Source organism: Cytobacillus gottheilii (assembly GCF_001636345.1).
Classification (GTDB): Bacteria; Bacillota; Bacilli; order Bacillales; family Cytobacillaceae; genus Cytobacillus; species Cytobacillus gottheilii.
The window spans coordinates 2,195,852-2,219,039 of record NZ_KV440945.1 but is presented as its reverse complement, the minus strand read 5'-3'; the positions used below and the strand labels follow the sequence as shown (position 1 = coordinate 2,219,039).

Below are 23,188 nucleotides of genomic sequence, written 5' to 3'. Positions count from 1 at the left end.
TTATTTGAAGAAAACAACGGATAGATATACTAGAGCCGGAATAAAGATAATCATGCCATAATAATAAAAAAAAGGGATGCTCCGGTCCCGCTCACCGGCAGCCTTAGCAAAAATCCATTCCAAAGCTCGCGTTAATAAAAAAACCATAACAATAAATAAAACCGTTTGTACCCTGCTGAGATCTAATAAATTTGGAATTAGAATAGCAAAAAAGAAACCAATACAAACAGCAATAAATTCTGTTAAAGTATTTCTTGTTTTAAACAACCAATCTACTAAATTCACACGATCCTCCTAAATAACTTAACGATGTATAAAAATAGTTTACATGATAAAGAGCATTTTTAAAAGGTTAGCATTTATAATAAATTCATTAGGCTGCTCTAATCATACAATTTTTTTCTGCACCTTCTTTTTGATATGATAATATCTACTGAAGAATCACTGTCTATATTATGAGTGGTGTTTGAAAGGAGAAGATGTAATGCTTCATGAATTTCATTTACATACAAATTGGCCAGGAACGAGGAATGACATCGGAGATTTAACAACAAAAGGGTTAACCACCAAAATTTCTATACCGCCAGAAATGGATGGACCAGGTATAGGAACAAATCCGGATGAAATGCTCCTTGGAGCTGCAGCTACATGCTATATCATTACATTAGCCGCCATGCTGGAGCGAAGCAAAATCAATAAGAAGATGCTTTCAATGGACTCAGTTGGCATGGTGGAAGTAGAAAAGGGGATTATTACCTATAAAAAGATTATTCATAAGCCGGTGCTGGTATTAGAGTCAGATGCACCGGATAAACAAAGATTATTAGCAGAAAAACTCGCACATAAAGCGGAGTCTTCCTGTATGATTTCAAGGGCTTTGAAAGGCAATGTAGAAATCGAGTTAGAGCTAACCATTAGAATTGCATAGTATAATTCACTCAAAAAAAAGCGAAAAATGCTGCAAGCAGGCATTTTTCGCTTTCTATTTTTCTATTTATTATGCAGCTGTCCGCTTCTTTGCATACACATACGTGACAGCAAGCGCCAATACAAGGACACTGCCTTTAATAATATCGAATGCATAGTAAGGAAGATTTAAGATGGTCAGTCCATTTAAGAGAATTCCAATAACAGCAGCTCCAAAAAAGGTCCCAAGTGCATTTGGTTTACCTGCTCCTAACACCGAATATCCTACAAACACTGCTGCCACAGCTTCCATTAATAGAGGGGCACCAGCATCAATCTGACCAGATCCTACTCGAGCTGTAAATAGAATACCAGCAATTGAAGCAAAAATTCCGGACACAACATATGCAGCCAGTTTTACCCTACGAACCTTTACCCCTGACAACGTTGCTGCTTCTTCATTTGAGCCAGTCATATAAAAAATCCGGCCCCATCTCGTATGATTTAAGAATAAATAAGCTGAAGCGATCAGTCCTATCATAAGCCAAACTGGCACAGGAAGCCCCGCTACCTTGCCTTGCCCAATCCAAAGGAAGGCTTCTGAAAGTTCTCCAATAGCCGTTCCTCCAGAAGTGAGCGGCATATGATTATAAATAGAGTACCCTTCTGTATAGGTGCGATGCAGCCCGGCCACGATATACATGGTACTAAGTGTGGCAAGCAAGTCCGGAATCCCTATGACCACAATTAAAAGAGTGTTAAATAACCCAACTAATGCCCCAACTGCTATTGGCAAAATAAGAACAAGCCATAACGGCATATCATACCACACCATTAATGAGGCTGTTATAACGGTAGACAATGACATAGTGGAACCAACCGACAAATCAAATCCATTCACAACTAATGTAAAGGTCACTCCGAGCGCCAGAACGGTTACAATGGATATAGATCTTAAAATATCTGTAAAATTTCCGTAAGATAAAAAAGCAGGACTAATTATGCTAAAGTATATAATAATGAAAATAAGTAAAAGAATGGCTCCATATTTAAATAGAAATTGTATGCTCTTTTCTTTCATCTATTAGCTCTTCCCTTCCCCCGCTGGCATACAGCAGCACTTTTTCCTGTGTTGCTTGTGACCGTGAAAACTCCTTCACAAATGCCCCATCATACATAACGAGCACCCGATCACAGATGGCCAGTAATTCATGAATTTCACTCGAAAAATAAATGATTCCTTTTCCTTCCTCAGCAAGCTGATGAATCAAACTAAAAATTTCTCCTTTTGCCCCAATATCTACGCCTTTAGTAGGCTCATCAAATAAATAGATTTCAGCCTGAACAGACATCCATTTCCCAATTGCAATTTTTTGCTGATTGCCTCCGCTCAAATGGTGTAATCGTGTTTCTGTGCTGCCTGTTTTCACATTTAATGCTGATATTACTGAGCTGGCAAATGCTGATTCTTTCGCTCTCTGTAAAATTGAGCCTCTTGAAAATCTTTTTAGATTTGGAAAAGTAGTATTTATACGAAGTGACTCTTGTATAAACAAGCCTTCCTTCCGTCGCTCCTCTGGCACAAGCACAATACCTGATGTGATCGCATCTTGCGGATGTTTGATATTCAATTTCCTGCCAGACTTTCTTAACATTCCGTTCTTTAACGGTGATGCGCCGGCTATCGCTTTGGCCAGCTCTGATTTCCCAGCACCAACTAAACCTGCTATTCCTAACACTTCTCCCTTTGAAACAGTAAAAGACAAATCCCGGAGCTTTCTTCCATCAGAAATTCTTTCTGCCTCAAGCAAACAATCTCCAATTGATTTACCCTTTGTCTCTGCAAATTGTTCTAATACTTTTCCAAGCATAACTTCTACTACCTGCGCTTGAGACATCGTTTTTGTTAGTCCAGAGGTTATATTCCTGCCTTCCTTCATGACTGTTATCCGATCACTGATCTTAAACACTTCCGGCAATCGATGCGAAATATAAATACAGCCTACTCCTTGTTCTTTTAAGTGAGAGATGATATGAAATAAGCGATCTGCTTCGAAGACAGATAAGGGAGCAGTCGGCTCATCAAAAATAATAATCTTTGCTTGTGAAATCATAGCCCTGGCAATTAACACCAGCTGTTTTTCAGCCAATGAGAGCTCGAATGCCGGCCGCTCTACATCAATTGTATCTGCTTGCAGCTGTGTTAAAACCAGCTTCGCTTCTTTATGCAGCTTCTTTTTCGAAACCCACATACTTTTTTCAGCTGCGAAGGTATCAAGCAAGATATTTTCAGCAACAGATAAATCAGGAACAATGGCAGTATCTACTTCCTGATACACACAAAAGACACCATGGTCTTTTGCAGATTTAGGATGTTTAAAAACAACAGCTTGGTCATGCAGTAAAATGTCTCCAGCATCAGGCTCATAAACACCAGACAAGATTTTCATCAGAGTGCTTTTACCCGCTCCATTAGCACCCAGGAGAGCATGAACCTCACCCTTTCTCAAATCAAAGGAGGCTTTATCTAAAGCTTTTGATTTTCCGAAGGTTTTCTCAATATGATTCATTCTCAGTATTTGTTCGTTTGCCAAAGTATTTCACCTCTGCATGTAAGGAGCTGCCTACATGTTATTTTCATAGACAGCTCAGATTTAAATAGAAAGATAGTTTGTAACTATTTATTTGCCTTCCAGTTCTTTAAGATCAGCTGTGTAGCCTTGATCACTTACTCCCCAGCCATCAATATACTCGTGCAGTTCTCCAGTTGTAATAGAATGATCAGGCAGTTTGCTTTTTTCAACAAATACAGGATCTAAAATGATTTTGTCTTCTGGTGATTCTCCATTGATTTTCTGATATAAATAGCGGACTTGAATACGTCCAATATCCTTTGGATCAACAGCTGCTGTTGCTGCCCATGGGCTATTTTCTGCTTGAATCATCTGCAGGTCCTCATCACTCATGTCGATGCCATAAACTTTAATGTCCGTGCGACCTGCCTGTTCAAGCGCACGAACGGCTCCTTTGGCAAATTCATCCCAGGCAGCCCACACTGCTGTGATATCTCCTTCATTTGGAAACTGCTTTAGTATTGCTTCCATTTGTGATTGAGTGTCCAGCGCTGTATTGGCAGTTGCAGCACCAAATGATGCAACTTCTTTTATGTCCGGGTTGCTTTGCATAAATTGTTCATAAGCAATTTGCCGGCGTTCCATTGGAGCAAAGCCTGCTACCCATATTTTTACGATATTCGCCTTTCCTCCAGCATCTTCTGCAAGCTTATTTAATGTCATTTCAGCCATTTGCTCATCACCCTGCTGTAAGACAGGAACTCCCTCAACCTCTACGTCAGCATCAAAAACGACTACAGGAATATTTGCTTCCTCTGCCTTTTCAATGCCTGCAGTCAAGGCTTCTTTTGTACCGTGATCAATTAAGATCCCATCAAATTTTTGGTTGATTGCTGCATCCAAATTAGAAGCCATTTTCGCCAAATCACCTTCAGAAGTAAAAACGGTCACATCTCCTCCGAATTTTTCTGCCTGCTCTTTTACACCTTCAATGTATTGAGCTGAAAATGTTCCTAAATTGATTTGCATAATGAGAGCTATTTTTTTATTGGCTAGAGGATGCTCTTTTTCATCTGCAGAAACCTCTCCTCCTGCAGGCTCACTTGCGCTTTCCCCTTTGGGCTGACACCCTGTTAATAAGACAAGTAGTGAAATAATTGTTATAAACACCAGTGTTAAAGGTTTTTTCATTGTGATACTTCCTCTCCAATTTGCTCACCAAGGGTATTGTGAATGTTTTTTTGATAATCAGGATAGATAATCCCTTTTTCTGTTATAATCCCCGTTATGTATTCATTAGGGGTCACATCAAATGCAGGGTTATATACCAGCGTTCCTTCTGGCGCAATTCTGCTTTCTCCAATATGAGTTATTTCTTTCTCATCTCTTTCTTCAATTGGAATTTGTGTACCGTCTGCAAGATTTAAGTCAAACGTTGATGATGGCGCAGCAATAAAGAACGGAATTTTAAAAGCTTTTGCTAAAATAGCCAATCCCAATGTACCGATTTTATTGGCACTGTCTCCATTTGCTGCTATACGATCAGCACCTGCAATGATGGCCTGCACTCCTTTTGCCTGAATTGTGTGAGCGGCCATGCCATCTGTAATTAATGTCACCTCTACCCCTGATTGCTGAAGCTCCCAAACCGTTAGACGGGATCCTTGAAATACGGGTCTTGTTTCACATGCATAAACATGAAACTCCTTGCCAATTTCTGCGCCTAAATGAAAAGGTGCCAGTGCTGTTCCATATTTTGCTGTGGCAATAGAACCTGCATTGCAAATGGTCATAACATTTCTGTAATCACCAAGTACAGACAGTGCATATTCACCAATCTTCCGGCAATGTTCCTCATCCTCTTTGTGAATAGCTATTGCTTCAGCTAAAAGGATCGCCTTTGCTTCCTCCACTGTTTTCGCAGTCTCTGCTTTTTTCATTAGTCTTTCAAGAGCCCAAAATAAATTCACAGCAGTTGGCCGGGAACCTGCTAAGTAAATGTATTGTTCATGAAGCTCCTGTTGAAAGTCCTCTAACTTTTCTGCTGAGAATTGACTTGCTCCGATTGCCAAACCATAAGCAGCTGTGATTCCGATGGCAGGTGCTCCTCGAACCTTTAAACTGATAATCGCATCAAAAACTGCTTCTATTGTGTCTAAATGTATATATTCAATAACATGCGGCAGCTTTTGCTGATTTAAAATGGTTAGCTGATCTTGATTCCAAAGAATTGAAACTGGAATTGTCATGATATTTCCTCCTCCAATCTGCCAATGAGATCTGTAATAGAAGTCCATTGGCTTCTGTTTAAGATGAGTGTCGTTCCAAGTTCAATCGCCCTTTTCTTAAACAAAATTCTTTGATCTTTAGGCTCAATTCCATCCAGGTCTTTTACATGAGATAGTCCGATTGTTCTGCGGATCAGTTCACAGCCTGCGAACCCTAAAGTATCCCTGAAAACTTTTTGTAAAAAATCCTCTTTCACTCCTTCTGTTTTAGAAAAAGGTTCAATATTATGACTTTCCCATAATTCAGAAAACGTGGAATAAAAAACATCCCAAGTCGTTTTTATGTGAGTATGAATCATGTCTCTTTTTACACCTGTTCTGACAATAGACTGAAATAGTAAGTTGCCGATAAACTGGCCGACATCAAAACCAATAGGACCATAAAAAGCAAATTCCGGATCAATGACCTTTGTTTCTGCAGGGCCCGCAAAAATACTGCCCGTATGCAAATCTCCGTGTAAAAGGGATTCTGCTTCTGTTACAAATGACCTTTTCAATTTAGCTGCTTCAACCTTTAGTTCTGTGTTTTTCCATAGTTCGTAAACTAATTCAGCAAGCTCCGGTTCATAATCATTCGAATCATGGTTAAAGAATGGATCTGTAAAAACCAAGTCCTCCGTGATTTTGCATAGTTCCGGGTTTGAAAATTGTGCTGCAAGACGTTTCTTTTCAAAAGGATGAAGTGCAAAATCAGAGGTGAAAAAAAGTGTCTTTGCTAAATATTCTCCAATATCCTGTGATAGATTAGGATACTCAGCTCCGTTGATCAGTCCAATTCTAGCTATTTCTAAATGTGATAAATCCTCTATAACGGTAATGGCTAAATGTTCATCTGCTGCAAACACTTTTGGAACTAGATGGGGCACATATTCACCATGTTTTTTTAAAGCGTTTGCTTCGATCGTTGACCGCTTAATCGTCAGCGGCCAGCTTTCTCCTACAACTTTTGCATATGGAAGTGCCTGTTTAATAATGACACTTGAGCCTGTTATCCTATCACTTATCTTGAAGACATAATTTAAGTTCCCATCACCTATTTCAATGCAAGATAACGATGCTTGTTCAGGAAAAAGGTTCAGTTCTTTTGCTAAATGAATTGCTGTATCCTCTGTTAAGCTTTCGTATGATTGTTTTGCTAATATGGCCATGCTGCCACTCCTCTCAATATAATTGCTGAGTTTTATGAAGCCGGCATTTTTTTCGCAAAATTAAAAATGCCTCCTTCATCAGAAAGAGGCAATCGAAATTATCTATCGCCTCTTATCTCTCAGAAAGATTTCTCTCTGAATGGAATTAGCACCGTGCCCTCTGGCGCGTATTTAACTGCGCCTCGTCTCACAACGATATTACGGTCGGTTGCTGGGCTTCATCGGGCCAAATTTCCCTCCGCCAGCTCTGGATAAGAGTGTAAATCACATATTCAAGTTGTTTACTTGAGGAAAATGTTAGCACCACTTTTCTGAATATGTCAAATGTTTTTTTATTTACTAAGCCACATATGTTTGAAAAATAACTTCTGCATACAATATATTGATCATTTTTCAGCTGCATCCTCCATACTATGTATCTTAAACAGCTACCCTAAAAGGCACTAGCGTTGTTTAACTTATTCTCAAGAATAATTTCAGTTTTCAATCGTATAATCTGATAACCTCAATTTAAAAAATTCATAATTGACAGAATGAATTGGTGATGTAATAATACGGGATATATTCAGTCAATTTATAAAATTTCATTTTCTTATCAAGAGCAGGTGGAGGGACGAGCCCGATGATACCCGGCAACCGATCCAAATGAATGGACACGGTGCTAATTCTTGCAGCAAAAGCTGGAAGATAAGAAGCTGTTAATACTTTTATTAACCTCTTCTTATGTGAAGAGGTTTTTTGCTTTACAGCTATTATCCTATGCTGCACAAAACCCTATAATCAAAGTGTTTAGGAGAGATTTATATGAGTGAAATCATTGCTACCTATCAAATATACGGAAAGCCCGGAAAACTGGAATCTAAACTTGAAAGTATTGCCCTTGGATTAACTGTAGGATCTTGGACAGATCTTCCCGCCGTCGATCAGGAACAGTTAAGAAAACATAAAGGCAGAGTTGTGTCAGTGAGAGAATTTTATGATGATGAGCACCCTTCCCGCTTTGGTGAAGTAAGGGCAGAAGGAAAAATTGCTTATCCTTCCGCCAACTTTACCGCTGATTTGCCTGCCATTTTAACAACTGTTTTTGGCAAGCTCTCTTTAGACGGAGAAATAAAACTTTTGGACCTTGAGTTTGATTCAGATATAACAGCTCACTTTCCTGGTCCCCGCTTTGGAATTTCCCAGATAAGAGAGTCGCTTGGAGTATTTGATCGGCCACTTGTCATGAGTATTTTTAAAGGAGTTATTGGCAGGGATTTACCTTTTTTAAATGAACAGCTGAAAAATCAAGCATTAGGCGGAGTAGATCTTGTAAAAGATGATGAAATCTTATTTGAGAACGAGCTTACTCCTTTTAATGAACGCATTGTGTCATCGAGAGAAATTTTGCAGAATGTTTACGAGGAAACTGGACACCGAACTCTATATGCAGTCAACTTAACTGGGCGGACATCTAAGTTGCGTGACCAAGCCAGAAAGGCAAAGGAGCTCGGAGCAGATGCACTTCTTTTTAATGTTCATACATATGGGCTGGATGTACTCCAGGAATTAGCTGAAGACGATGAAATTGCCTTGCCTTTAATGGCACACCCTGCGTTTAGCGGAGCATTCATTTCTTCAGACTTCTATGGATTGTCAAGTTCATTAGCGCTTGGAAAACTAGTCCGCTATGCAGGAGCAGATTTTTCCTTATTCCCTTCCCCATATGGAAGTGTTGCAATGCCCCGAGACGAAACCTTAAGGATCGCTCAGGCATTGCGGGAGGAATCTTCCTTGGCGGCAGCATTTCCAGTACCATCTGCGGGCATTCACCCCGGTTTAGTGCCTAAGCTAATCAATGATTTTGGAACAGATTGCATTATCAATGCCGGCGGAGGAGTACACGGCCATCCCCAGGGCGCCATTGGAGGAGGTAAAGCATTCCGGCAAGCTGTCGACGCAGTATTAAAAGGCATTACACTTGAGGAGGCAGCATCTCAGCATAAAGAATTAAAATCGGCTTTAGACTTATGGGGAGTTGTATGAGTGTGAATCCAATTATATTTTGCGATTTTGACGGCACGATTACTGAAAGTGACAATATTATTATGATTATGGAAAAGTTCGCTTCTGCTGAAGCGAATGAAATCAAAAATGCCATCTTAAACGAGGAGCTATCCATCCAGGAAGGTGTCAAACAATTATTTTCACTGCTGCCCTCCTCTCTTAAAGATGAAATTATTTCTTATGTTTTAGAAAATGCAAAAATTCGTGAAGGCTTTGGTGAATTTATTTCATTTACTCAAAAACACGATATTCCGTTATACATTGTCAGCGGGGGAATTGATTTCTTCATACATCCTGTATTAGAACCCTATGGACCTTTTGAGAACATATTTTGCAATCATGCAGAGTTTTCGGGTGAGAAGATTAACATCGTTTATCCTCATTCATGTGATGATTTATGTTCTTCCCAAGGATGCGGATGCTGCAAGCCATCGATTATTCGTTCACTTTCAGATCAAGACATGGAAACAATTGTGATCGGAGATTCAATTACCGATTTGCAGGCAGCAAAGTTGGCAAACCATGTATTCGCCAGAGACTTACTTATCAAAAAATGTGAACAATATGACATTCCTTACCAGTCATTCCATAACTTCTACGACATTATTAATAAATTAGAAGAAATGATTGAGGTAAAAATATGAACCTATATGAACAAAAGTGGAATGAATTAGCAGACATAAAAGATGAATTGGCTCAAAGAGATTGGTTTATGGGCACAAGCGGAAATTTAGCCATAAAAGTAAGTGATACTTCTTCACATTTTTATGTAACTGCAAGCGGTAAAGATAAAAAACAAAGAACGAATGAGGATTTTTTACTGGTCAACTTAGAAGGTCGGCCAATTGGAGATACAAACTTAAAACCTTCTGCTGAAACATTGCTCCATTCTGCTATATACCGTCAAAGTAATGCCGGCTGCAGCCTGCACGTACATACTGTGGCTAACAATGTGATCTCAGAACTTTATGGAGAGAATGGCCAAGTGGAATTTCAGCATCAAGAGCTAATTAAGGCTTTTGATTTATGGGAAGAAGATGCCGTTCTTACCATCCCTATTATCAAAAACTATGCCTCTATCCCGCGTTTAGCTGAAGCATTTAAGGAACATATAAACAGTAATAAAGGAGCTGTTCTAATCCGTAATCATGGCATCACCGTTTGGGGCAGGAATGGATTTGAGGCAAAAAAATTATTGGAAGCAAGTGAATTTTTATTTCAATATAAATTAAAACTTTTACAATTGACGGGAGGAAAAAATTAATGGCTACTATTCAATTTCAAAATTCAGAGGAAGTTATTTTAGAGCAAGCAGAGGTTGCGGCATTTTTAGAAAGTCAGGAAGTTATCTATGAAAATTGGAATATGGCTAAACTGGATGGTGAATTACATGAAAAATTCACTCTATCAGATGATGATAAACAGTCGATCCTTGACGCTTTTCATGATGAAATTAAAGAGATTTCTGAAAAACGGGGATATAAAGCTGCGGACATCATTTCACTATCTGAAAACACTCCAAATTTAGAAGAGCTGTTAACAAATTTCCAGAGAGAGCATCATCATACAGATGATGAAGTTCGTTTTATTGTGAGTGGCCATGGAGTCTTTGTTATTCAGGGAAAAGACAGCCGTTTTTTTGAAGTCCATTTAAATCCTGGTGATTTGATTTCTGTACCTGAAAATACTAGACATTACTTCACGTTAGCTGATGATCGTAAGGTTGTGGCAATCCGACTTTTCATTACCCAAGAAGGCTGGGTGCCAGTTTATGAGAAAGACGAAGCAAAAGCTTAAGTGTTAAAACAAAAACCAACAGGCCCAATTTGGTCTGTTGGTTTTTTACTGTACATTATGATGAAAATACTTCAACAGGTTTGCCTAGCGCCCACTTACGAATCGCTTTGGCAACTCCATCATGATTATGATGTTCTGTTACTGCATCTGCTGTTTGCTTAAGAATCTCTTGAGCATTGCCCATGGCTACGCCCCAGCCGGATTCTTTAATCATGGCAATATCATTTAAGCTATCCCCGCATGCCATGACATTGTCAATGGAAACGCCAAGTTTTTCACATACAGCCTTTATCCCCATCGCTTTGTTGATTCCAAGTGCATTTACTTCTAAATTGGTTAAGCTTGAATTTGTAACTTCAAGAGCACCTTTTTCGGATAATTGTATTTTTATTTCTTCTCTAATATGGTCATCCTCAATATCAAAGCCAAATTTCAGCCAATTAATCTCTAACAGGTTATCAGGCATTTCATTATGCCAAACCCCTTCACAGCCAATTGCCCAAAACTTTGTGCTGTGTGTTTTTGATAATTCCCACATCCATTGAACTAATTCAGCATCTACATTATTTCTTTGTACCAGCTCTCCAGACGGCCCCCAAATTTCACTGCCATTTACCGTAACTAAATAGGAATTCAGCTGCAGGGATTTTGCGTATTCATTGCAGGATAATTTAGATCTTCCAGTACTCAGGATAATATGTATCCCTTTTTTCTTAGCTTCTGCTATGGCAGCCCTATTTTCAGGAGAAACTTCTCCATCACTATTCAGCAGTGTGCCATCCATATCAAGGGCGATTAATTTAATTTCTGGTGTGTTTTTAGAACCCAACATGTCTTAGCATACCTCCCTTTTCTACACCTATTATAAAAGGAAAGGTCAACATTTTTCTAAGAATCAGCTTTTTTTTACATTATTTACAAAAAAATCAGAAAAGAATAATATAAAATTTACATATCTTCATCATATTCTTCTTTAAACAGCTCAAGTAAAAAGCGATCGCGATTATCCAAGAAATACTTTGTTATTTGAAAATGATCGGTATCTTCATAGGCAACCTTCCTAATTTCCCCGTCATCAAAACTAAAAATATCTGCATCTGGATAACCCAGAAGAATGGGTGAATGTGTTGCAATGATAAATTGACAATCTTCTGTTTTCGTTAAATCATGAATGATTCGCAAAAATGCCAGCTGCCTTGCAGGTGATAAAGCGGCCTCTGGTTCGTCTAACAAATAGAGTGCCTCTCCATTGAAACGATGCTGGAATAAGGTTAAGAACGATTCACCATGTGATTGATGATGAAGAGATTTCCCCCCATATTGGTTATATATCATTGGATGCTCTTTTGCTAACTGATCAATATGTGAAGCAAACTGATAAAAAGATTCAGCACGCAAAAAAAATCCATTGGTCGCTTTAGGCATCCAAGACAAACGAATATTCTCCCCAAGTGCAGATTCAGCTTGATCGACATCAAATAAATTATTTCTGCCTCCGCCCGCTGTGTTAAATTCACATTTATCTGCAATAGCTTCAAGAAGTGTCGATTTACCTGATCCATTCTCACCAACGAAAAAAGTAACTCTTTTCTCTAACTGCAGTTCTTTGAAGTTTTTTATGGATGGAATCGTAAATGGATATTTACTTAAATCATCATCTGCTCCAAAAATCAGTGAAACCCGCTTTAAAAACATTATCCTATTCTCCCCCGCTTAAAATAATCGTTCTCAGTATGAATGTTCATCTAATTATTCTCTATGTACCATTTCATTATATCAATGATGGCAGGGAATGAAGCAAGTAAAGCGGCAATATGTTAAAATAGTAACATATTTTTCGAGACTTGAAATAAATGTAGGTAAGAAGGTTTGTTATGAATAGCATTAAGAGCAAAAATATCATTTTAACACTAAGCTTAGCTGTCCTGGGAGCTCTGCTCTTCTCATTTATTGGCATACCTGTTCCATGGCTGCTTGGTCCTTTAGCTGCCACTTTGCTCTTTTCTTCTTTTAGTAAGGTAACTCCTGTTTTTCCAGCGAAGTTTCGGGATATTAGCATCATGATTATCGGCTATTCAATGGGGCTTTCGTTTACTAAGGAGAGTATGATCCAGATGGGGACCAGCTTGCCGTATATGCTGACATTCACGGTTGTTTTGATCCTTTTTTGCGGCTTTACTGCCAAACTCATCTCAAAAATGACCGGGATTGATTATCCTTCTATTTTAGTTGGAAGCATACCGGGAGGCTTATCGCAAATACTCGTATTTGCTGAAGAGGTAAAGGGTATTGATCTTACAGTAGTCACCTTTTTACAAGTAACAAGAGTGATCATGATCGTTGTTACTGTCCCTTTCCTGCTCTTTGGGCCATTATTTCACCAAAATGCTGCTGAAAGCTATTCTGCTTTAAGCTCCAGTGGAATGGATAACTATTTACCCTTGCTTATATACATTCCTGCAGCGATTCTTTTTACACTTTTAGGCAAGCGAATAAAATCCCCAACCCCTTATTTGCTTGGTCCTCTTGCAGCAACCGCCTTATTAGGATTAACCGGTCTCGAAGGCCCTAGTATTCCTGCGATTGTTTTAGATCTCGCTCAGCTTTCAATCGGCTGTTATGTGGGCATGCTAATGAAGCCGAAACATTTAGAAAATAAGCGGAAAATTTTCATTCTGGCAATCATCAGCAGTATCGTGCTAATTGGCGGCTCTTTATTAATGAGTTTCGGATTAAGGCAAATCCTGCCGCTCTCTGCACCAACAAGCTTTCTAAGCCTTGCACCAGGCGGGATGGACCAGATGGCGATCATGGCACATGAAGTCAACGCAGATCTTTCAACTGTAACAAGCTATCAGCTCTTTCGCATATTTTTTATATACTTTATTATTCCGCCTTTTTTGAAGTGGTTGTTTCGAAGGCTGTCACAGTGACACCCCGGAATTCCTCGTATTTTGTCGAATATCCACGCTCTTTGTTGGATGCAAATTAAGCTGCCGATTATGGCAGCTTTTTTCGTTTGTTTCGGACACTGAATTCCTTTTTTCACCAGTTTTTCGTTCTTCTTGCTGAATTTCGTCTTGTTTTTAGAGGTTTTGTCGTCATGCAGGAAAAAGACAATAGAGTTGCTGAATAAGTTAACGTATAAAACGGGAATTCGGAATCAGGTTCCGAATCATTCATACTATCTATCTAACATTGAAAGGGCGAAAACCTATGACTAACCAATTTACTAAAGCATATACGATTAATGAGGTTTCAAAACAAATTGGAGTACCTGCTGGTACACTAAGACAGTGGGAAAAAGACCTAAAAGGGTTATTACAGATTCCCCGCTCCAAAAATGGGGCACGGTTTTATACCGATCATGAAATAAAACTGCTGACGAAAATTAAAGAAATGCGTGATAATAATTTGAGTCAAAAAATGATCCATCAGCTGTTACACGCCCACCTTCAGCTCGAAGCAAGCAAATCAGATGAAATAAAAGAGTCTGAAAATCAAATAACAGCCATTGAAAAAGAAACAGAGCAAGCAAGCCCCCCTTCCATTGAAGAATTTAAAACAGAACTATTAAGTGAAATAAAAAACGAAATCGTCATGAGTATCCGCAAGGAAGTGGTTGATGAGGTCAAAAGAGAAATTTCAAAAGGCGCTCTTTATACGGTAAAAAACCTCTCAGATTCCATTTATAAATCCAGTGAAAAAACGAAGGCTGAGATCCATTCTCTCTCCGATCGGATTCAACAGTCTTCGGAACAAACCTCCGAAGTAGTCGGAACGTTGTCTAAACGGGTTTCGAGAGCTTCGAAACGTCATTCCGAACACTTTCATGCATTGACAAAAAGAATATCTGAATCATCCGAAGCCTCCTCTGAGGAATTTAAAACAATGATTCACTATATATCCAGTTCAGCTGAAGTGACGAGCGGTGAAATGAGCACATTAATTGAAACATTAAATGCAGATCGGGAAATATACATAGAGTCAATCCAAAAAGAACGAGTAATGTACTGGCAGCAAGTTCGTGAAAGAGAAGATCGTTTTCAAAACTTCATTGAATCTTTTCGAAAAACTGCTGCAGCTGAAGAAGCTCCTCAAAAAAATTGGTGGCAATTTTGGAAATAACCGTTACTCTTACATGTTTTAGCGAAAAAAGGGTAATTGCTAATAATATACAATCCCTTTTGCACGGGTTTCATCAAAAAATTTTAAAGTGCTGGTTTGTATCGCTGGCTGTTCACACAATAGGATTAATTCAGAATGGGAAGGTGATCGCAAATGTCCACACAAAAAAAATCAGCTGATAAATATTCTTCTAAGCAAAAAGATCGTTTTCAGCTGGATGAGCTGCAGAAGAAAATGGACGCGGTTAAAATGAAGCTTGAGCAGCTTGAATATAAAATTAACGAATTAATGTCAAATGATATTAAATAGCTGTAAACCAAATGGGTGTAGTCCAAGTTGAAACAGCCTTTGATCAGTTCGCGGATCGTGATCGAGATTATAGCATGCTCATTGACGCAGGTGACTTCACAGGAGACGAAGTAATAGAATATCTGCAAATCCTGAGTATGAATATGATTGATATCGTTATTTACACACATCCGGATACAGACCATATCGGACAAATGGCAATAGGAATAAAATCAAAAAAAACGAGCGGTCCAAGCTGGACCGTTCGTTTTTAAAGTATATTTTTTCCATAGAATATCTCATCCATCTCTGTCTGCAGACGTTCTGTAATTTCTTTTTCTTCTTGGTCTGTAAGCTTGTCCTTAGTATATCCGAATAAATAATTGTTCAAGTCGAAATCTCTAATCTTGCATTTTGTATGAAAGGTGTGCGCTTGATATATATTTACATCGATCATATCAAATTCTTCCTTAACTTCTTCAGGGATATAGTTTTGGATCGAGCTAATATCATGATCAATATATAGCTTCTGACCATCCTTATCCCTAGTAAACCCACGCACTCGATAGTCAATCGTCATGATATCTGTATCAAAGGAATGAATTAAAAAGTTTAAAGCCTTCAATGGAGAAATTTCTCCACACGTTGATACATCGATATCTGCCCGGAAGGTACTAATTCCTTCATCAGGGTGATATTCAGGATATGTATGAACCGTAATATGACTTTTATCAAGCTGCATGACAACAGAATCTGGCAGCGGCCCAGGGGACTCGTCAAAAGATTCAGTTGGAACCTCTACAACCGGCCCTTCTGAAACTAGTACTGTCACACTAGCTCCCTGTGGAACATAATCCTGCTGAGCAACATTTAGCACATGTGCACCGATAATATCGGATACAGTTTTTAAAATATAGGTTAATCTTTCTGCATTATATTGCTCATCAATATATTCAATGTATGCTTCTCTTTCCTCTTTGGTTTTCGTATAACAAATATCATACATGTTGAAGCTTAATGATTTTGTTAAATTATTAAATCCATGCAATTCAATTCTTTGTTCTGGTGTCAGTTTCATTTTATCCCTCTCTTCATTCATAACAGGTTTCTTCTTTCTCTTATGTTACCCATTTAAATGCTGAAAAAACAAAAGGTTCATGACTGTGTTTTAAATTCTTTCGATTAAGGGTAAAAAAGGAAGGAGGAAAAACGTCTAAATCCTCTTGTATAACGACAATTTACATGATGTAATGAATTAATCATTTCTAAGCAGGTGAACAAGTGCGTAAATTAATTCTATTAACTATTTTTGTTGCTGTTTTGTATACAGCTTGGCCGACACTCACAAATGAATCTGAGCAACAAGCAGATGCCTCTGTTCTGGAAAATCTAAAGAATGATTTCTTTGCAATAAAAGAAAATGAAGAAGTCTCCTCGTTTTTCAGTTCATTCTTACAAAATGCAGAGGATCTCTTCAGCGATATTGTTGCTTCACTCAAGGACATCTCCGATCAAGAACAGGAGCAAGAAGCACTGCCAGTTGATAAACCCGATCTAAACGCACCAGATGCTGAAGCTTTTTCGATCCTGAATCTAGAGATCGGTGATTCCCGATCACAAATTGAAAATAATTTGGGCAAACCACAGCGGACGACAACAAACGAGTATGGTCAAGAATGGCACACCTACCATGACAATTACCACAACTTTGTAATGGTTACTTATCTGGATGATGCCGCTGCAGGATTATACTCAAACCAAGATGTCATCTCTTCAACCTATGACATTGCATTTGGTACTGCGGAACAAGAGGTTCTTGAACAGTTAGGAACTCCATTATCGAAAATAAGAAAAGGTTTTACCTACTATCAATTTGAGGAAAACCGTGACTATGATATTTTTGAATTAAATGACAGCTATGTTACCGTTTTTTATGATCAGCATAATGATGATAAGGTTAAAGCACTGCAAATCATTAGTCATTCTCTCGAATCTGAAAAGGACGGCTTTTATGGTGAACCGAATGAAGAATTAATGGTTGGTTTTGAATATCAGTTGTTTGATATCACGAATGCAGAAAGAGTGAGCAGAGGAATTAATGCACTAACATGGGATGACCATGTAAAAGAAACAGCTCGTAAACATAGTGATGATATGGCCGAGAATAATTATTTTGACCATAACAATTTAGAAGGGCAATCTCCATTTGATCGAATGAAAGAGGATCAACTTGTCTTCCGGATTGCTGGTGAAAATCTTGCATCAGGTCAATTCAGCAGCATATTTGCACATGAAGGGTTAATGAACTCACTAGGACATAGAGAGAATATCCTTCGTGAAGACTATGAATATCTAGGTGTAGGAGTATCTTTTAATGAGAATCTTCAGCCGTATTACACAGAAAACTTCTATACGGATTAACTTAAAATGTTGTTTCAGTTTGGAGGAATTCTTTAGAGAATTCCTCCTTTTATATGGGAATGAATTTCCGATCAAACCCAACAGCAACAAAAAAAGAGACAGCTATTATATAAACAGCTGCTCTTTTAGGTTTATTTTGCCGGTACCTTCTTTTCAATCTTAACCTGGTCAATTCGATTATCTATAACAGTTAAAATTTCAAACTCCAAGTGCTGATAATCGAACTTCTCACCTTCTTCGGGAAAATAACCTAGTTCTTTCAGCAAGAAACCTGCTAGGATGTCCTCGTCCTCTGGAATTCTGCTTTTAAACACATCATTAATGCGTCTAATCGCCAATTTGGCATTACAGATAATATGAGTATCTGTTAATTCATCAATTAAAATAGTTGCATCTTCATCCGTTTCATCTTCGATTTCCTGTCCAAGCATCGCTTCAATTATATCCTCATGGCTGATAATTCCGCGGGTACCGCCGTATTCATCCAACACAATCGCCATATGCTTACGCTCTTTTGTCATCAGTTTAAAGACTTTTTCAATCGAGTGGAATTCATAAACAAAAAGCGGTTCATTATCTGTATAGTCATGAAGTGTTTTGCCGTCCTCTACAGACCAGGATAATAAATATTTTGAATGAAACACACCGATAATATTATCCATATTTTCTTTATAAACCGGATATCTTGTGTAATGATTGTTTAGCACAATATCCCGGGCTGAATCAAACTCTGAATCATATGGAATGCCTATGATATCCATCCTGGGAGTTTTAAGAGCGTCTCTTACATCCAGACTGTAAAAATCAATAACCCCTTTAATGGTTTGTGTTTCTTCGTTCTTAAAGGTCCCTTCTACAGTTGCAATGTCTACCATTGTGATCAAATCTTCTCTTGAAACTGAAACTGCATCAGGATCTTCTTTTGAAACTAACCTTATCACCATTCTTGTGAATCTTGAAAGCAAGAATGTCAAAGGTTTTAAGACAATCATTAAGATTCTGATTACTGGATATACAATAAAAGCAACTCGGTCTGCCAGAGATGCAGCAATCGACTTTGGCAGAACTTCAGCAAAAATAATAAGCGCAACTGTTAGAATCCCTGTTGCAATTCCGACATTAAAATTATATTCAATCGCAATGACAGTAACTAAAGTCGGAAGCATAATATTGGCAATATTATTACCAATAAGAATTGCTGTAATAAGCTCATCTGGCTTAGACACTGTCTCGAGCAGCTTTGCAGCTTTCGTATCATTATTTTCAGCACGTGTTTTTAATTTCATTTTGTTGACTGCAGTTAATGCGGTTTCACTTCCGGATAAGAAGAAAGACATTAACATGAAAAATATTATTGCAATAACCAAGAACTCTTCCCCATTTCAATCAATTTTATTGTTTGTTACCCTTCTTTTTTAATATAATAACCTTTTTCTTTCACCAATTTCCAATAATTACACTGCAAAGTACTGTTAATCAACAGTACACTATGTGATATATTCCTACTATATTTTATTCTTACCTTTAAAAAACAAAATACTCATTCCTTCTTTATCACTGAAGTTTACAGATCATCCCATTCATCAAAAAAATATTATTTAAAAAAACTTTATAATGTTGAAGGGAATTAGGCAGCTTTCTTCGTCTATAAATGTGGCAAGAATCATTATAAAAGGAGCAAAGAAAAATGGAATTTGATTTATTAACAATCTTAAAAGCAATTATCTTAGGAATTGTAGAAGGTTTAACAGAATTTGCACCTGTCTCTTCAACAGGACATATGATCATCGTGGATGATATGTGGCTGCAGACTGAATCTTTTTTATCAAAATATACGGCCAATACCTTTAAAGTGGTCATTCAGTTAGGTTCGATTTTAGCAGTTGTTATTATTTTTAAAGATCGCTTTATTGATATGCTTGGATTATCAAAGAAAAAAGCGGAAGCAGCGGCAGATCGTAATCGACTAAGGCTCTCTACAGTGATTGTTGGTTTAATACCGGCTGGAATATTAGGGGTTTTATTTGAGGATTATATTGATGAGCATTTGTTTACAACAAAGACGGTTGTAATTGGTCTGATTATTGGGGCATTATTTATGATTGCTGCTGATTTATTATCATCTAAAAAGCCAAAGGTTAACACAGTTGAGGAGATTACATATAAACAGGCCTTCTCGATTGGTCTAATACAGTGTTTTTCACTATGGCCTGGTTTTTCACGTTCTGGTTCTACCATTTCAGGCGGTGTAATATTGGGATTAAGCCATCGTGCTGCAGCTGATTTTACCTTTATAATGGCCGTGCCCATTATGGCTGGTGCAAGCTTTTTATCCCTGTTAAAAAATTGGCAGTACTTTACCATTGATGCTCTGCCCTTTTTTATTGCTGGCTTCATTAGTGCCTTTCTTTTTGCACTGTTATCCATTAAATTCTTTTTGAAGCTCATTAACAAAATTAAACTGATTCCATTCGCTATTTATCGTATTGTTTTAGCATTGGTTATTTACTTTATTTTTCTCTAGGCCAGAACATGTTTTCTATTAGATCTCGTATTAATACCCTTTTGAATGTAACCAATATTCCAGCACTCTCAGACAGCTAGTATTTAGGAGTACTTGTAAGCTAAATAAAGATATTTTATGTATCTCCTCCTTATTAAGCATTTTTTTTGGTCATAGCGTACACAATTGTTAGAATGTATGTACCTACAATAATTCAGAAAGAAGCTGAGAGCAGATGACAAACGTAAAATATTCTGTATTGGATTTAGCGCCTGTCGTTGAAAATAGTACAGTCCAAGACTCTTTAATGAATACATTAGACTTAGCACAGCATGCAGAAAAATGGGGTTATGAGCGTTTCTGGCTAGCTGAACATCATAATATGCCAGGCATCGCAAGTTCTGCAACATCTGTCGTAATTGGCCATGTTGCTGCTGGAACTTCAACTATTAGAGTAGGATCCGGCGGAATTATGCTGCCCAATCATGCTCCATTAGTCATTGCAGAACAATTTGGTACACTAGAGTCACTTTTCCCCAATCGAATTGATCTTGGATTAGGCCGTGCGCCGGGTACAGACCAGGTAACGGCAATGGCTTTAAGACGGGATCGCCGCAGCGATGGGAATGACTTTCCTGAACAGCTGGAGGAATTGAGAGCCTATTTTGATCCTTCTTTAAGTAAACATACTCCGGCAGTACATGCCGTCCCTGGTGAAGGACTTTCCATACCAATTTGGCTGCTCGGATCAAGCGGTTTTAGTGCTCAGCTTGCGGGTCAGCTAGGATTGCCTTTCTCGTTTGCAAGCCATTTTTCACCTGAGAATACAATACCGGCTATTAATTTATACAGAAGAAGCTTTACTCCATCCTCTGTCTTAAGTGAGCCTTATGTGATGGTTGGTGTGAATGTTATTGCAGCAGACGAAGAACAACAGGCTAAAAGAATAGCTACATCTATGCAGCAATCTTTTCTTGGTTTAATTCGAAATGAACGCGGAAAATTAAGAGCACCAATCGATGAGATTGAATCTGTTTGCACGCCTTATGAAAAGGCTATTCTTGATAAGCAGTTAGGTGGCTCAATTGTTGGTGATGCTTCTACTGTTGAAGAAAAATTAACTGCATTTATTTCAGAAACTGGCGCTGATGAGATTATTGTCAATGCACAAATCTTTGATCATACAGACCGATTGCGTTCCTATGAGATCGTTTCAGAAGTAATGAAGCAGCACAACGCAAAATAAATTTGCAAACAAAAAGGCTATTCCAGTTCTGTTATGGACTGGAATAGCCTTTTTCATTATCTGAGACGGTGTATATGTAAGTTTATAACGATTTACTTTTCTTGTTTGGAGGATAATTCATCTACTAATCTTTCAGCCAATCGTCTATAAAGGTTACTCATTTGTACAATTGATGTGATGAGAAGAATTTGCTGCAGCTCTTCCTCACTTTCATGACAAGAGTGCGCTATTTGATCACGAGCTTCTTCCTGCTTTAATTCCGCATGACTTTGAAAATCGGTAATGTTTTGATTAAAGATTTTGAGGTAACTATTATAAAAGCCTTCTAATTCGAAATCTGAATCGTCTTCTCTTTTATTTAAGCCATCCAGCGTTGTTTTAATATCATTAATGGATAATCCACCTTTTAATTGATAGATTAAGCTGATCAAGATGATATGTTCCTTGGAATATTTTTTGTTTTTTACTGGAAAAAACAACTTTCCCTTAGCATAATTATTAATCATCGTTTTTGTTAGGACTTTCTCATCTTCATTGCGTTTAGCTTCTGCATATTTATTTTCAAAGAGCTGAATGACCTGATCCATATATAAATCGATCTGCGGAATTTCCTCTAATGATATATACTTCTCCAGCGCCATCTTCCTTACTATCTCATTCATTTCCTTCATTTGTTTAACCCTCTATTTCGATGTATTATATCGTTCATATTACTTTAAATTTTTCAGTATGTAAATGTTGACTACATATCAAAATACGTATATCATTATATGTAGTTATCGATACTACATATAATTGTTTTAAAAGAAGGAGGATGCAAAAATGACATCTTATATTCGTGAACCTATTAACGGACTTACCCACCTTGCCGGTGCAATCCTTTCTTTTATTGCCTTAATCGCTATGGTAATAAAAGCATCAATGACAACTACTTCAGCAATTGCGATTACTGCTGTCATCATTTTTGGAATTAGTATGATTTTGCTGTATTCCGCTTCAGCGACCTATCATATGGTCATCGCAAAAGACCGAGTGATCGCTTTTCTTAGAAGACTGGATCATTCTATGATCTTCGTATTAATTGCCGGCTCCTATACTCCTTTTTGTTTAATTAGTTTAAACGGAGTTACCGGATGGGTGCTGTTTACGATTGTATCCGTTATTGCCGTATTGGGTATTGTCTTTAAAATGGTATGGTTTAATTGCCCGCGCTGGTTATCGACTGCCCTGTATATTGGTATGGGATGGATCATTATTTTTGCGTTTGCACCTTTAAGTGAAACGTTAAGCACAGCGGGTGTTTTCCTATTAATCTTTGGTGGTGTATTATACACGATTGGCGGAGTCATTTATGCCGTTAAGCCAAAATTCCTAGAGTTTAAACATTTAGGTTTTCATGAGATCTTTCACATTTTTATTATGCTTGGAACAACCGCTCATTTCTTAAGCGTGTTTATGTACGTTTTGTAAAGTATTAGATCTTCTCCATATGTTTCGTAAATATAAAAGAGGGAATCCAGCAGCCTTGGATTCCCTTTTTCGTTTCCTAAATTGATAAATATAATCTTAAATCTTTGTAAAATATGGTTCATATCTTGGATTTGCATAGAAAGGCGGTCTTGGGCCAATCATGGCCAGGTTAAATGGCGTCTCATTATCAGCATAAAAAACTTCCTCTTTTTCATTTGATTCGTCGATCAGTAAGTATTTCACTTCTAAATTCACATAATAAGGCAACATCCTTCACATCTCCTCTCTTACATCCAGTCTTGAGCACTATATGCAAATCCACCTATTATTGAGCAAGTCTCCTTTACTGCAACACATAGGCACAAATTAGGCAT

Annotated in this window: 25 protein-coding genes and 2 riboswitches; of the genes, 13 read left to right on the top strand and 12 right to left on the bottom strand. The window is 37.9% G+C overall.

The window, feature by feature from the left end:
* The gene (locus A6754_RS10770; protein WP_066445024.1) at positions 1-285 is read right to left on the bottom strand and encodes a hypothetical protein; all 285 of its coding nucleotides are present in this window, start codon (positions 283-285) and stop codon (positions 1-3) included.
* A 199-nt stretch (positions 286-484) separates the two neighbouring features.
* Between A6754_RS10770 and A6754_RS10765 the strand changes: the two genes are divergently transcribed.
* A complete protein-coding gene (locus tag A6754_RS10765; RefSeq protein WP_066445019.1) occupies positions 485-928 on the top strand; it encodes an OsmC family protein in 444 nt (147 codons plus the stop codon).
* A gap of 69 nt (positions 929-997) precedes the next feature.
* Here the strand turns inward: A6754_RS10765 and A6754_RS10760 are convergent, their stop codons facing one another.
* The 5 genes from A6754_RS10760 to mtnK all read right to left on the bottom strand — a co-directional run bounded on the left by A6754_RS10760 (position 998) and on the right by mtnK (position 6,915).
* Positions 998-1,987, bottom strand: coding sequence for an ABC transporter permease (locus tag A6754_RS10760; RefSeq protein WP_066445016.1), 990 nt, complete (start codon positions 1,985-1,987; stop codon positions 998-1,000).
* Positions 1,956-3,500, bottom strand: a complete 1,545-nt coding sequence (locus A6754_RS10755; RefSeq protein ID WP_306806924.1) for a sugar ABC transporter ATP-binding protein — start codon at positions 3,498-3,500, stop codon at positions 1,956-1,958. Before A6754_RS10755 ends, A6754_RS10760 begins: the two co-directional genes overlap by 32 nt.
* Before the next feature lie 87 nt (positions 3,501-3,587).
* Complete coding sequence (locus tag A6754_RS10750) at positions 3,588-4,670, bottom strand: sugar ABC transporter substrate-binding protein (RefSeq protein WP_066445014.1); 1,083 nt, start codon at positions 4,668-4,670, stop codon at positions 3,588-3,590.
* A complete protein-coding gene (mtnA, locus tag A6754_RS10745) occupies positions 4,667-5,728 on the bottom strand; it encodes an S-methyl-5-thioribose-1-phosphate isomerase (protein WP_066445012.1) in 1,062 nt (353 codons plus the stop codon). Before mtnA ends, A6754_RS10750 begins: the two co-directional genes overlap by 4 nt.
* Positions 5,725-6,915 (bottom strand): S-methyl-5-thioribose kinase, encoded by a 1,191-nt coding sequence (mtnK, locus tag A6754_RS10740; protein ID WP_066445009.1) that lies wholly within the window; start codon positions 6,913-6,915, stop codon positions 5,725-5,727. The genes mtnA and mtnK overlap by 4 nt, the downstream gene beginning before the upstream one ends.
* 109 nt (positions 6,916-7,024) lie before the next feature.
* Positions 7,025-7,173, bottom strand: a riboswitch (SAM riboswitch).
* Positions 7,174-7,504: 331 nt separating this feature from the next.
* A riboswitch (SAM riboswitch) is annotated at positions 7,505-7,609 on the top strand.
* Positions 7,610-7,719: 110 nt separating this feature from the next.
* On the opposite strand from mtnK, the gene A6754_RS10735 reads away from it, so the two are divergent.
* Genes A6754_RS10735 through mtnD form a run of 4 tightly spaced genes read left to right on the top strand, consistent with a single transcriptional unit; the run spans position 7,720 to position 10,758 of the window.
* On the top strand, positions 7,720-8,940 hold the full coding sequence (locus tag A6754_RS10735) for a 2,3-diketo-5-methylthiopentyl-1-phosphate enolase (protein WP_066445008.1): 1,221 nt from the start codon (positions 7,720-7,722) through the stop codon (positions 8,938-8,940).
* Positions 8,941-8,942: 2 nt separating this feature from the next.
* Positions 8,943-9,605 (top strand): 2-hydroxy-3-keto-5-methylthiopentenyl-1-phosphate phosphatase, encoded by a 663-nt coding sequence (locus tag A6754_RS10730; protein WP_306806923.1) that lies wholly within the window; start codon positions 8,943-8,945, stop codon positions 9,603-9,605.
* Complete coding sequence (locus tag A6754_RS10725) at positions 9,602-10,225, top strand: methylthioribulose 1-phosphate dehydratase (protein WP_066445004.1); 624 nt, start codon at positions 9,602-9,604, stop codon at positions 10,223-10,225. Before A6754_RS10730 ends, A6754_RS10725 begins: the two co-directional genes overlap by 4 nt.
* On the top strand, positions 10,225-10,758 hold the full coding sequence (mtnD, locus tag A6754_RS10720; RefSeq protein ID WP_066444998.1) for an acireductone dioxygenase: 534 nt from the start codon (positions 10,225-10,227) through the stop codon (positions 10,756-10,758). Before A6754_RS10725 ends, mtnD begins: the two co-directional genes overlap by 1 nt.
* A 55-nt stretch (positions 10,759-10,813) precedes the next feature.
* On the opposite strand, the gene A6754_RS10715 is transcribed toward mtnD, so the two are convergent.
* Complete coding sequence (locus tag A6754_RS10715) at positions 10,814-11,590, bottom strand: Cof-type HAD-IIB family hydrolase (RefSeq protein ID WP_066444995.1); 777 nt, start codon at positions 11,588-11,590, stop codon at positions 10,814-10,816.
* 116 nt (positions 11,591-11,706) lie between these two features.
* Complete coding sequence (locus A6754_RS10710) at positions 11,707-12,453, bottom strand: AAA family ATPase (protein ID WP_066444992.1); 747 nt, start codon at positions 12,451-12,453, stop codon at positions 11,707-11,709.
* A gap of 179 nt (positions 12,454-12,632) precedes the next feature.
* Between A6754_RS10710 and A6754_RS10705 the strand changes: the two genes are divergently transcribed.
* The 4 genes from A6754_RS10705 (at position 12,633) to A6754_RS10695 (ending at position 15,449) form a co-directional block, all read left to right on the top strand.
* On the top strand, positions 12,633-13,691 hold the full coding sequence (locus A6754_RS10705) for an AbrB family transcriptional regulator (protein ID WP_066444989.1): 1,059 nt from the start codon (positions 12,633-12,635) through the stop codon (positions 13,689-13,691).
* A gap of 283 nt (positions 13,692-13,974) precedes the next feature.
* Entirely contained in the window at positions 13,975-14,886 is a 912-nt protein-coding gene (locus tag A6754_RS10700) for a MerR family transcriptional regulator (protein ID WP_066444987.1), read from the top strand.
* Between the two features lie 153 nt (positions 14,887-15,039).
* Positions 15,040-15,195, top strand: a complete 156-nt coding sequence (locus A6754_RS22765; protein WP_156495761.1) for a hypothetical protein — start codon at positions 15,040-15,042, stop codon at positions 15,193-15,195.
* A gap of 11 nt (positions 15,196-15,206) precedes the next feature.
* Positions 15,207-15,449 carry an MBL fold metallo-hydrolase gene (locus A6754_RS10695; RefSeq protein ID WP_066444985.1) on the top strand — a complete coding sequence of 81 codons (243 nt, stop codon included), beginning with the start codon at positions 15,207-15,209 and terminating at the stop codon, positions 15,447-15,449.
* Here A6754_RS10695 and speD read toward each other — a convergent pair.
* Positions 15,446-16,252, bottom strand: coding sequence for an adenosylmethionine decarboxylase (gene speD, locus A6754_RS10690; protein WP_066451569.1), 807 nt, complete (start codon positions 16,250-16,252; stop codon positions 15,446-15,448). The genes A6754_RS10695 and speD overlap by 4 nt on opposite strands.
* A 203-nt stretch (positions 16,253-16,455) precedes the next feature.
* Here speD and A6754_RS10685 point away from each other — a divergent pair, with 203 nt between their 5' ends.
* On the top strand, positions 16,456-17,595 hold the full coding sequence (locus A6754_RS10685) for a CAP domain-containing protein (protein ID WP_066444982.1): 1,140 nt from the start codon (positions 16,456-16,458) through the stop codon (positions 17,593-17,595).
* A 131-nt stretch (positions 17,596-17,726) separates the two neighbouring features.
* On the opposite strand, the gene A6754_RS10680 is transcribed toward A6754_RS10685, so the two are convergent.
* Entirely contained in the window at positions 17,727-18,962 is a 1,236-nt protein-coding gene (locus A6754_RS10680; protein WP_066444979.1) for a hemolysin family protein, read from the bottom strand.
* Between the two features lie 320 nt (positions 18,963-19,282).
* Here A6754_RS10680 and A6754_RS10675 point away from each other — a divergent pair, with 320 nt between their 5' ends.
* Entirely contained in the window at positions 19,283-20,119 is an 837-nt protein-coding gene (locus A6754_RS10675; RefSeq protein WP_066444976.1) for an undecaprenyl-diphosphate phosphatase, read from the top strand.
* A 214-nt stretch (positions 20,120-20,333) separates the two neighbouring features.
* Positions 20,334-21,344, top strand: coding sequence for an LLM class flavin-dependent oxidoreductase (locus A6754_RS10670; protein WP_066444974.1), 1,011 nt, complete (start codon positions 20,334-20,336; stop codon positions 21,342-21,344).
* Between the two features lie 92 nt (positions 21,345-21,436).
* Here the strand turns inward: A6754_RS10670 and A6754_RS10665 are convergent, their stop codons facing one another.
* Positions 21,437-22,015: a DUF1836 domain-containing protein gene (locus tag A6754_RS10665; RefSeq protein WP_066444968.1), complete on the bottom strand. Its 579-nt coding sequence runs from the start codon at positions 22,013-22,015 to the stop codon at positions 21,437-21,439.
* 151 nt (positions 22,016-22,166) lie between these two features.
* On the opposite strand from A6754_RS10665, the gene trhA reads away from it, so the two are divergent.
* Positions 22,167-22,814 carry a PAQR family membrane homeostasis protein TrhA gene (gene trhA, locus A6754_RS10660; protein ID WP_066444963.1) on the top strand — a complete coding sequence of 216 codons (648 nt, stop codon included), beginning with the start codon at positions 22,167-22,169 and terminating at the stop codon, positions 22,812-22,814.
* Positions 22,815-22,910: 96 nt separating this feature from the next.
* On the opposite strand, the gene A6754_RS22760 is transcribed toward trhA, so the two are convergent.
* Positions 22,911-23,084, bottom strand: coding sequence for a hypothetical protein (locus A6754_RS22760; RefSeq protein ID WP_156495759.1), 174 nt, complete (start codon positions 23,082-23,084; stop codon positions 22,911-22,913).
* Between the last annotated feature and the right edge of the window lie 104 nt (positions 23,085-23,188).

Excerpts from the sequence above, each read along its gene's own strand:
- A6754_RS22765 (WP_156495761.1), top strand. The coding sequence starts at position 15,040 with ATGTCCACACAAAAAAAATCAGCTGATAAATATTCTTCTAAGCAAAAA.
- speD (WP_066451569.1), bottom strand. The coding sequence starts at position 16,252 with ATGAAACTGACACCAGAACAAAGAATTGAATTGCATGGATTTAATAAT.
- A6754_RS10695 (WP_066444985.1), top strand. The coding sequence starts at position 15,207 with ATGGGTGTAGTCCAAGTTGAAACAGCCTTTGATCAGTTCGCGGATCGT.
- A6754_RS10710 (WP_066444992.1), bottom strand. The coding sequence starts at position 12,453 with ATGTTTTTAAAGCGGGTTTCACTGATTTTTGGAGCAGATGATGATTTA.
- mtnD (WP_066444998.1), top strand. The coding sequence starts at position 10,225 with ATGGCTACTATTCAATTTCAAAATTCAGAGGAAGTTATTTTAGAGCAA.
- A6754_RS10760 (WP_066445016.1), bottom strand. The coding sequence starts at position 1,987 with ATGAAAGAAAAGAGCATACAATTTCTATTTAAATATGGAGCCATTCTT.
- A6754_RS10750 (WP_066445014.1), bottom strand. The coding sequence starts at position 4,670 with ATGAAAAAACCTTTAACACTGGTGTTTATAACAATTATTTCACTACTT.
- A6754_RS10705 (WP_066444989.1), top strand. The coding sequence starts at position 12,633 with ATGAATAGCATTAAGAGCAAAAATATCATTTTAACACTAAGCTTAGCT.
- A6754_RS10765 (WP_066445019.1), top strand. The coding sequence starts at position 485 with ATGCTTCATGAATTTCATTTACATACAAATTGGCCAGGAACGAGGAAT.
- A6754_RS10725 (WP_066445004.1), top strand. The coding sequence starts at position 9,602 with ATGAACCTATATGAACAAAAGTGGAATGAATTAGCAGACATAAAAGAT.
- A6754_RS10670 (WP_066444974.1), top strand. The coding sequence starts at position 20,334 with ATGACAAACGTAAAATATTCTGTATTGGATTTAGCGCCTGTCGTTGAA.
- A6754_RS10700 (WP_066444987.1), top strand. The coding sequence starts at position 13,975 with ATGACTAACCAATTTACTAAAGCATATACGATTAATGAGGTTTCAAAA.
- A6754_RS22760 (WP_156495759.1), bottom strand. The coding sequence starts at position 23,084 with ATGTTGCCTTATTATGTGAATTTAGAAGTGAAATACTTACTGATCGAC.
- A6754_RS10675 (WP_066444976.1), top strand. The coding sequence starts at position 19,283 with ATGGAATTTGATTTATTAACAATCTTAAAAGCAATTATCTTAGGAATT.
- A6754_RS10715 (WP_066444995.1), bottom strand. The coding sequence starts at position 11,590 with ATGTTGGGTTCTAAAAACACACCAGAAATTAAATTAATCGCCCTTGAT.
- trhA (WP_066444963.1), top strand. The coding sequence starts at position 22,167 with ATGACATCTTATATTCGTGAACCTATTAACGGACTTACCCACCTTGCC.
- A6754_RS10735 (WP_066445008.1), top strand. The coding sequence starts at position 7,720 with ATGAGTGAAATCATTGCTACCTATCAAATATACGGAAAGCCCGGAAAA.
- mtnK (WP_066445009.1), bottom strand. The coding sequence starts at position 6,915 with ATGGCCATATTAGCAAAACAATCATACGAAAGCTTAACAGAGGATACA.
- A6754_RS10665 (WP_066444968.1), bottom strand. The coding sequence starts at position 22,015 with ATGAAGGAAATGAATGAGATAGTAAGGAAGATGGCGCTGGAGAAGTAT.
- mtnA (WP_066445012.1), bottom strand. The coding sequence starts at position 5,728 with ATGACAATTCCAGTTTCAATTCTTTGGAATCAAGATCAGCTAACCATT.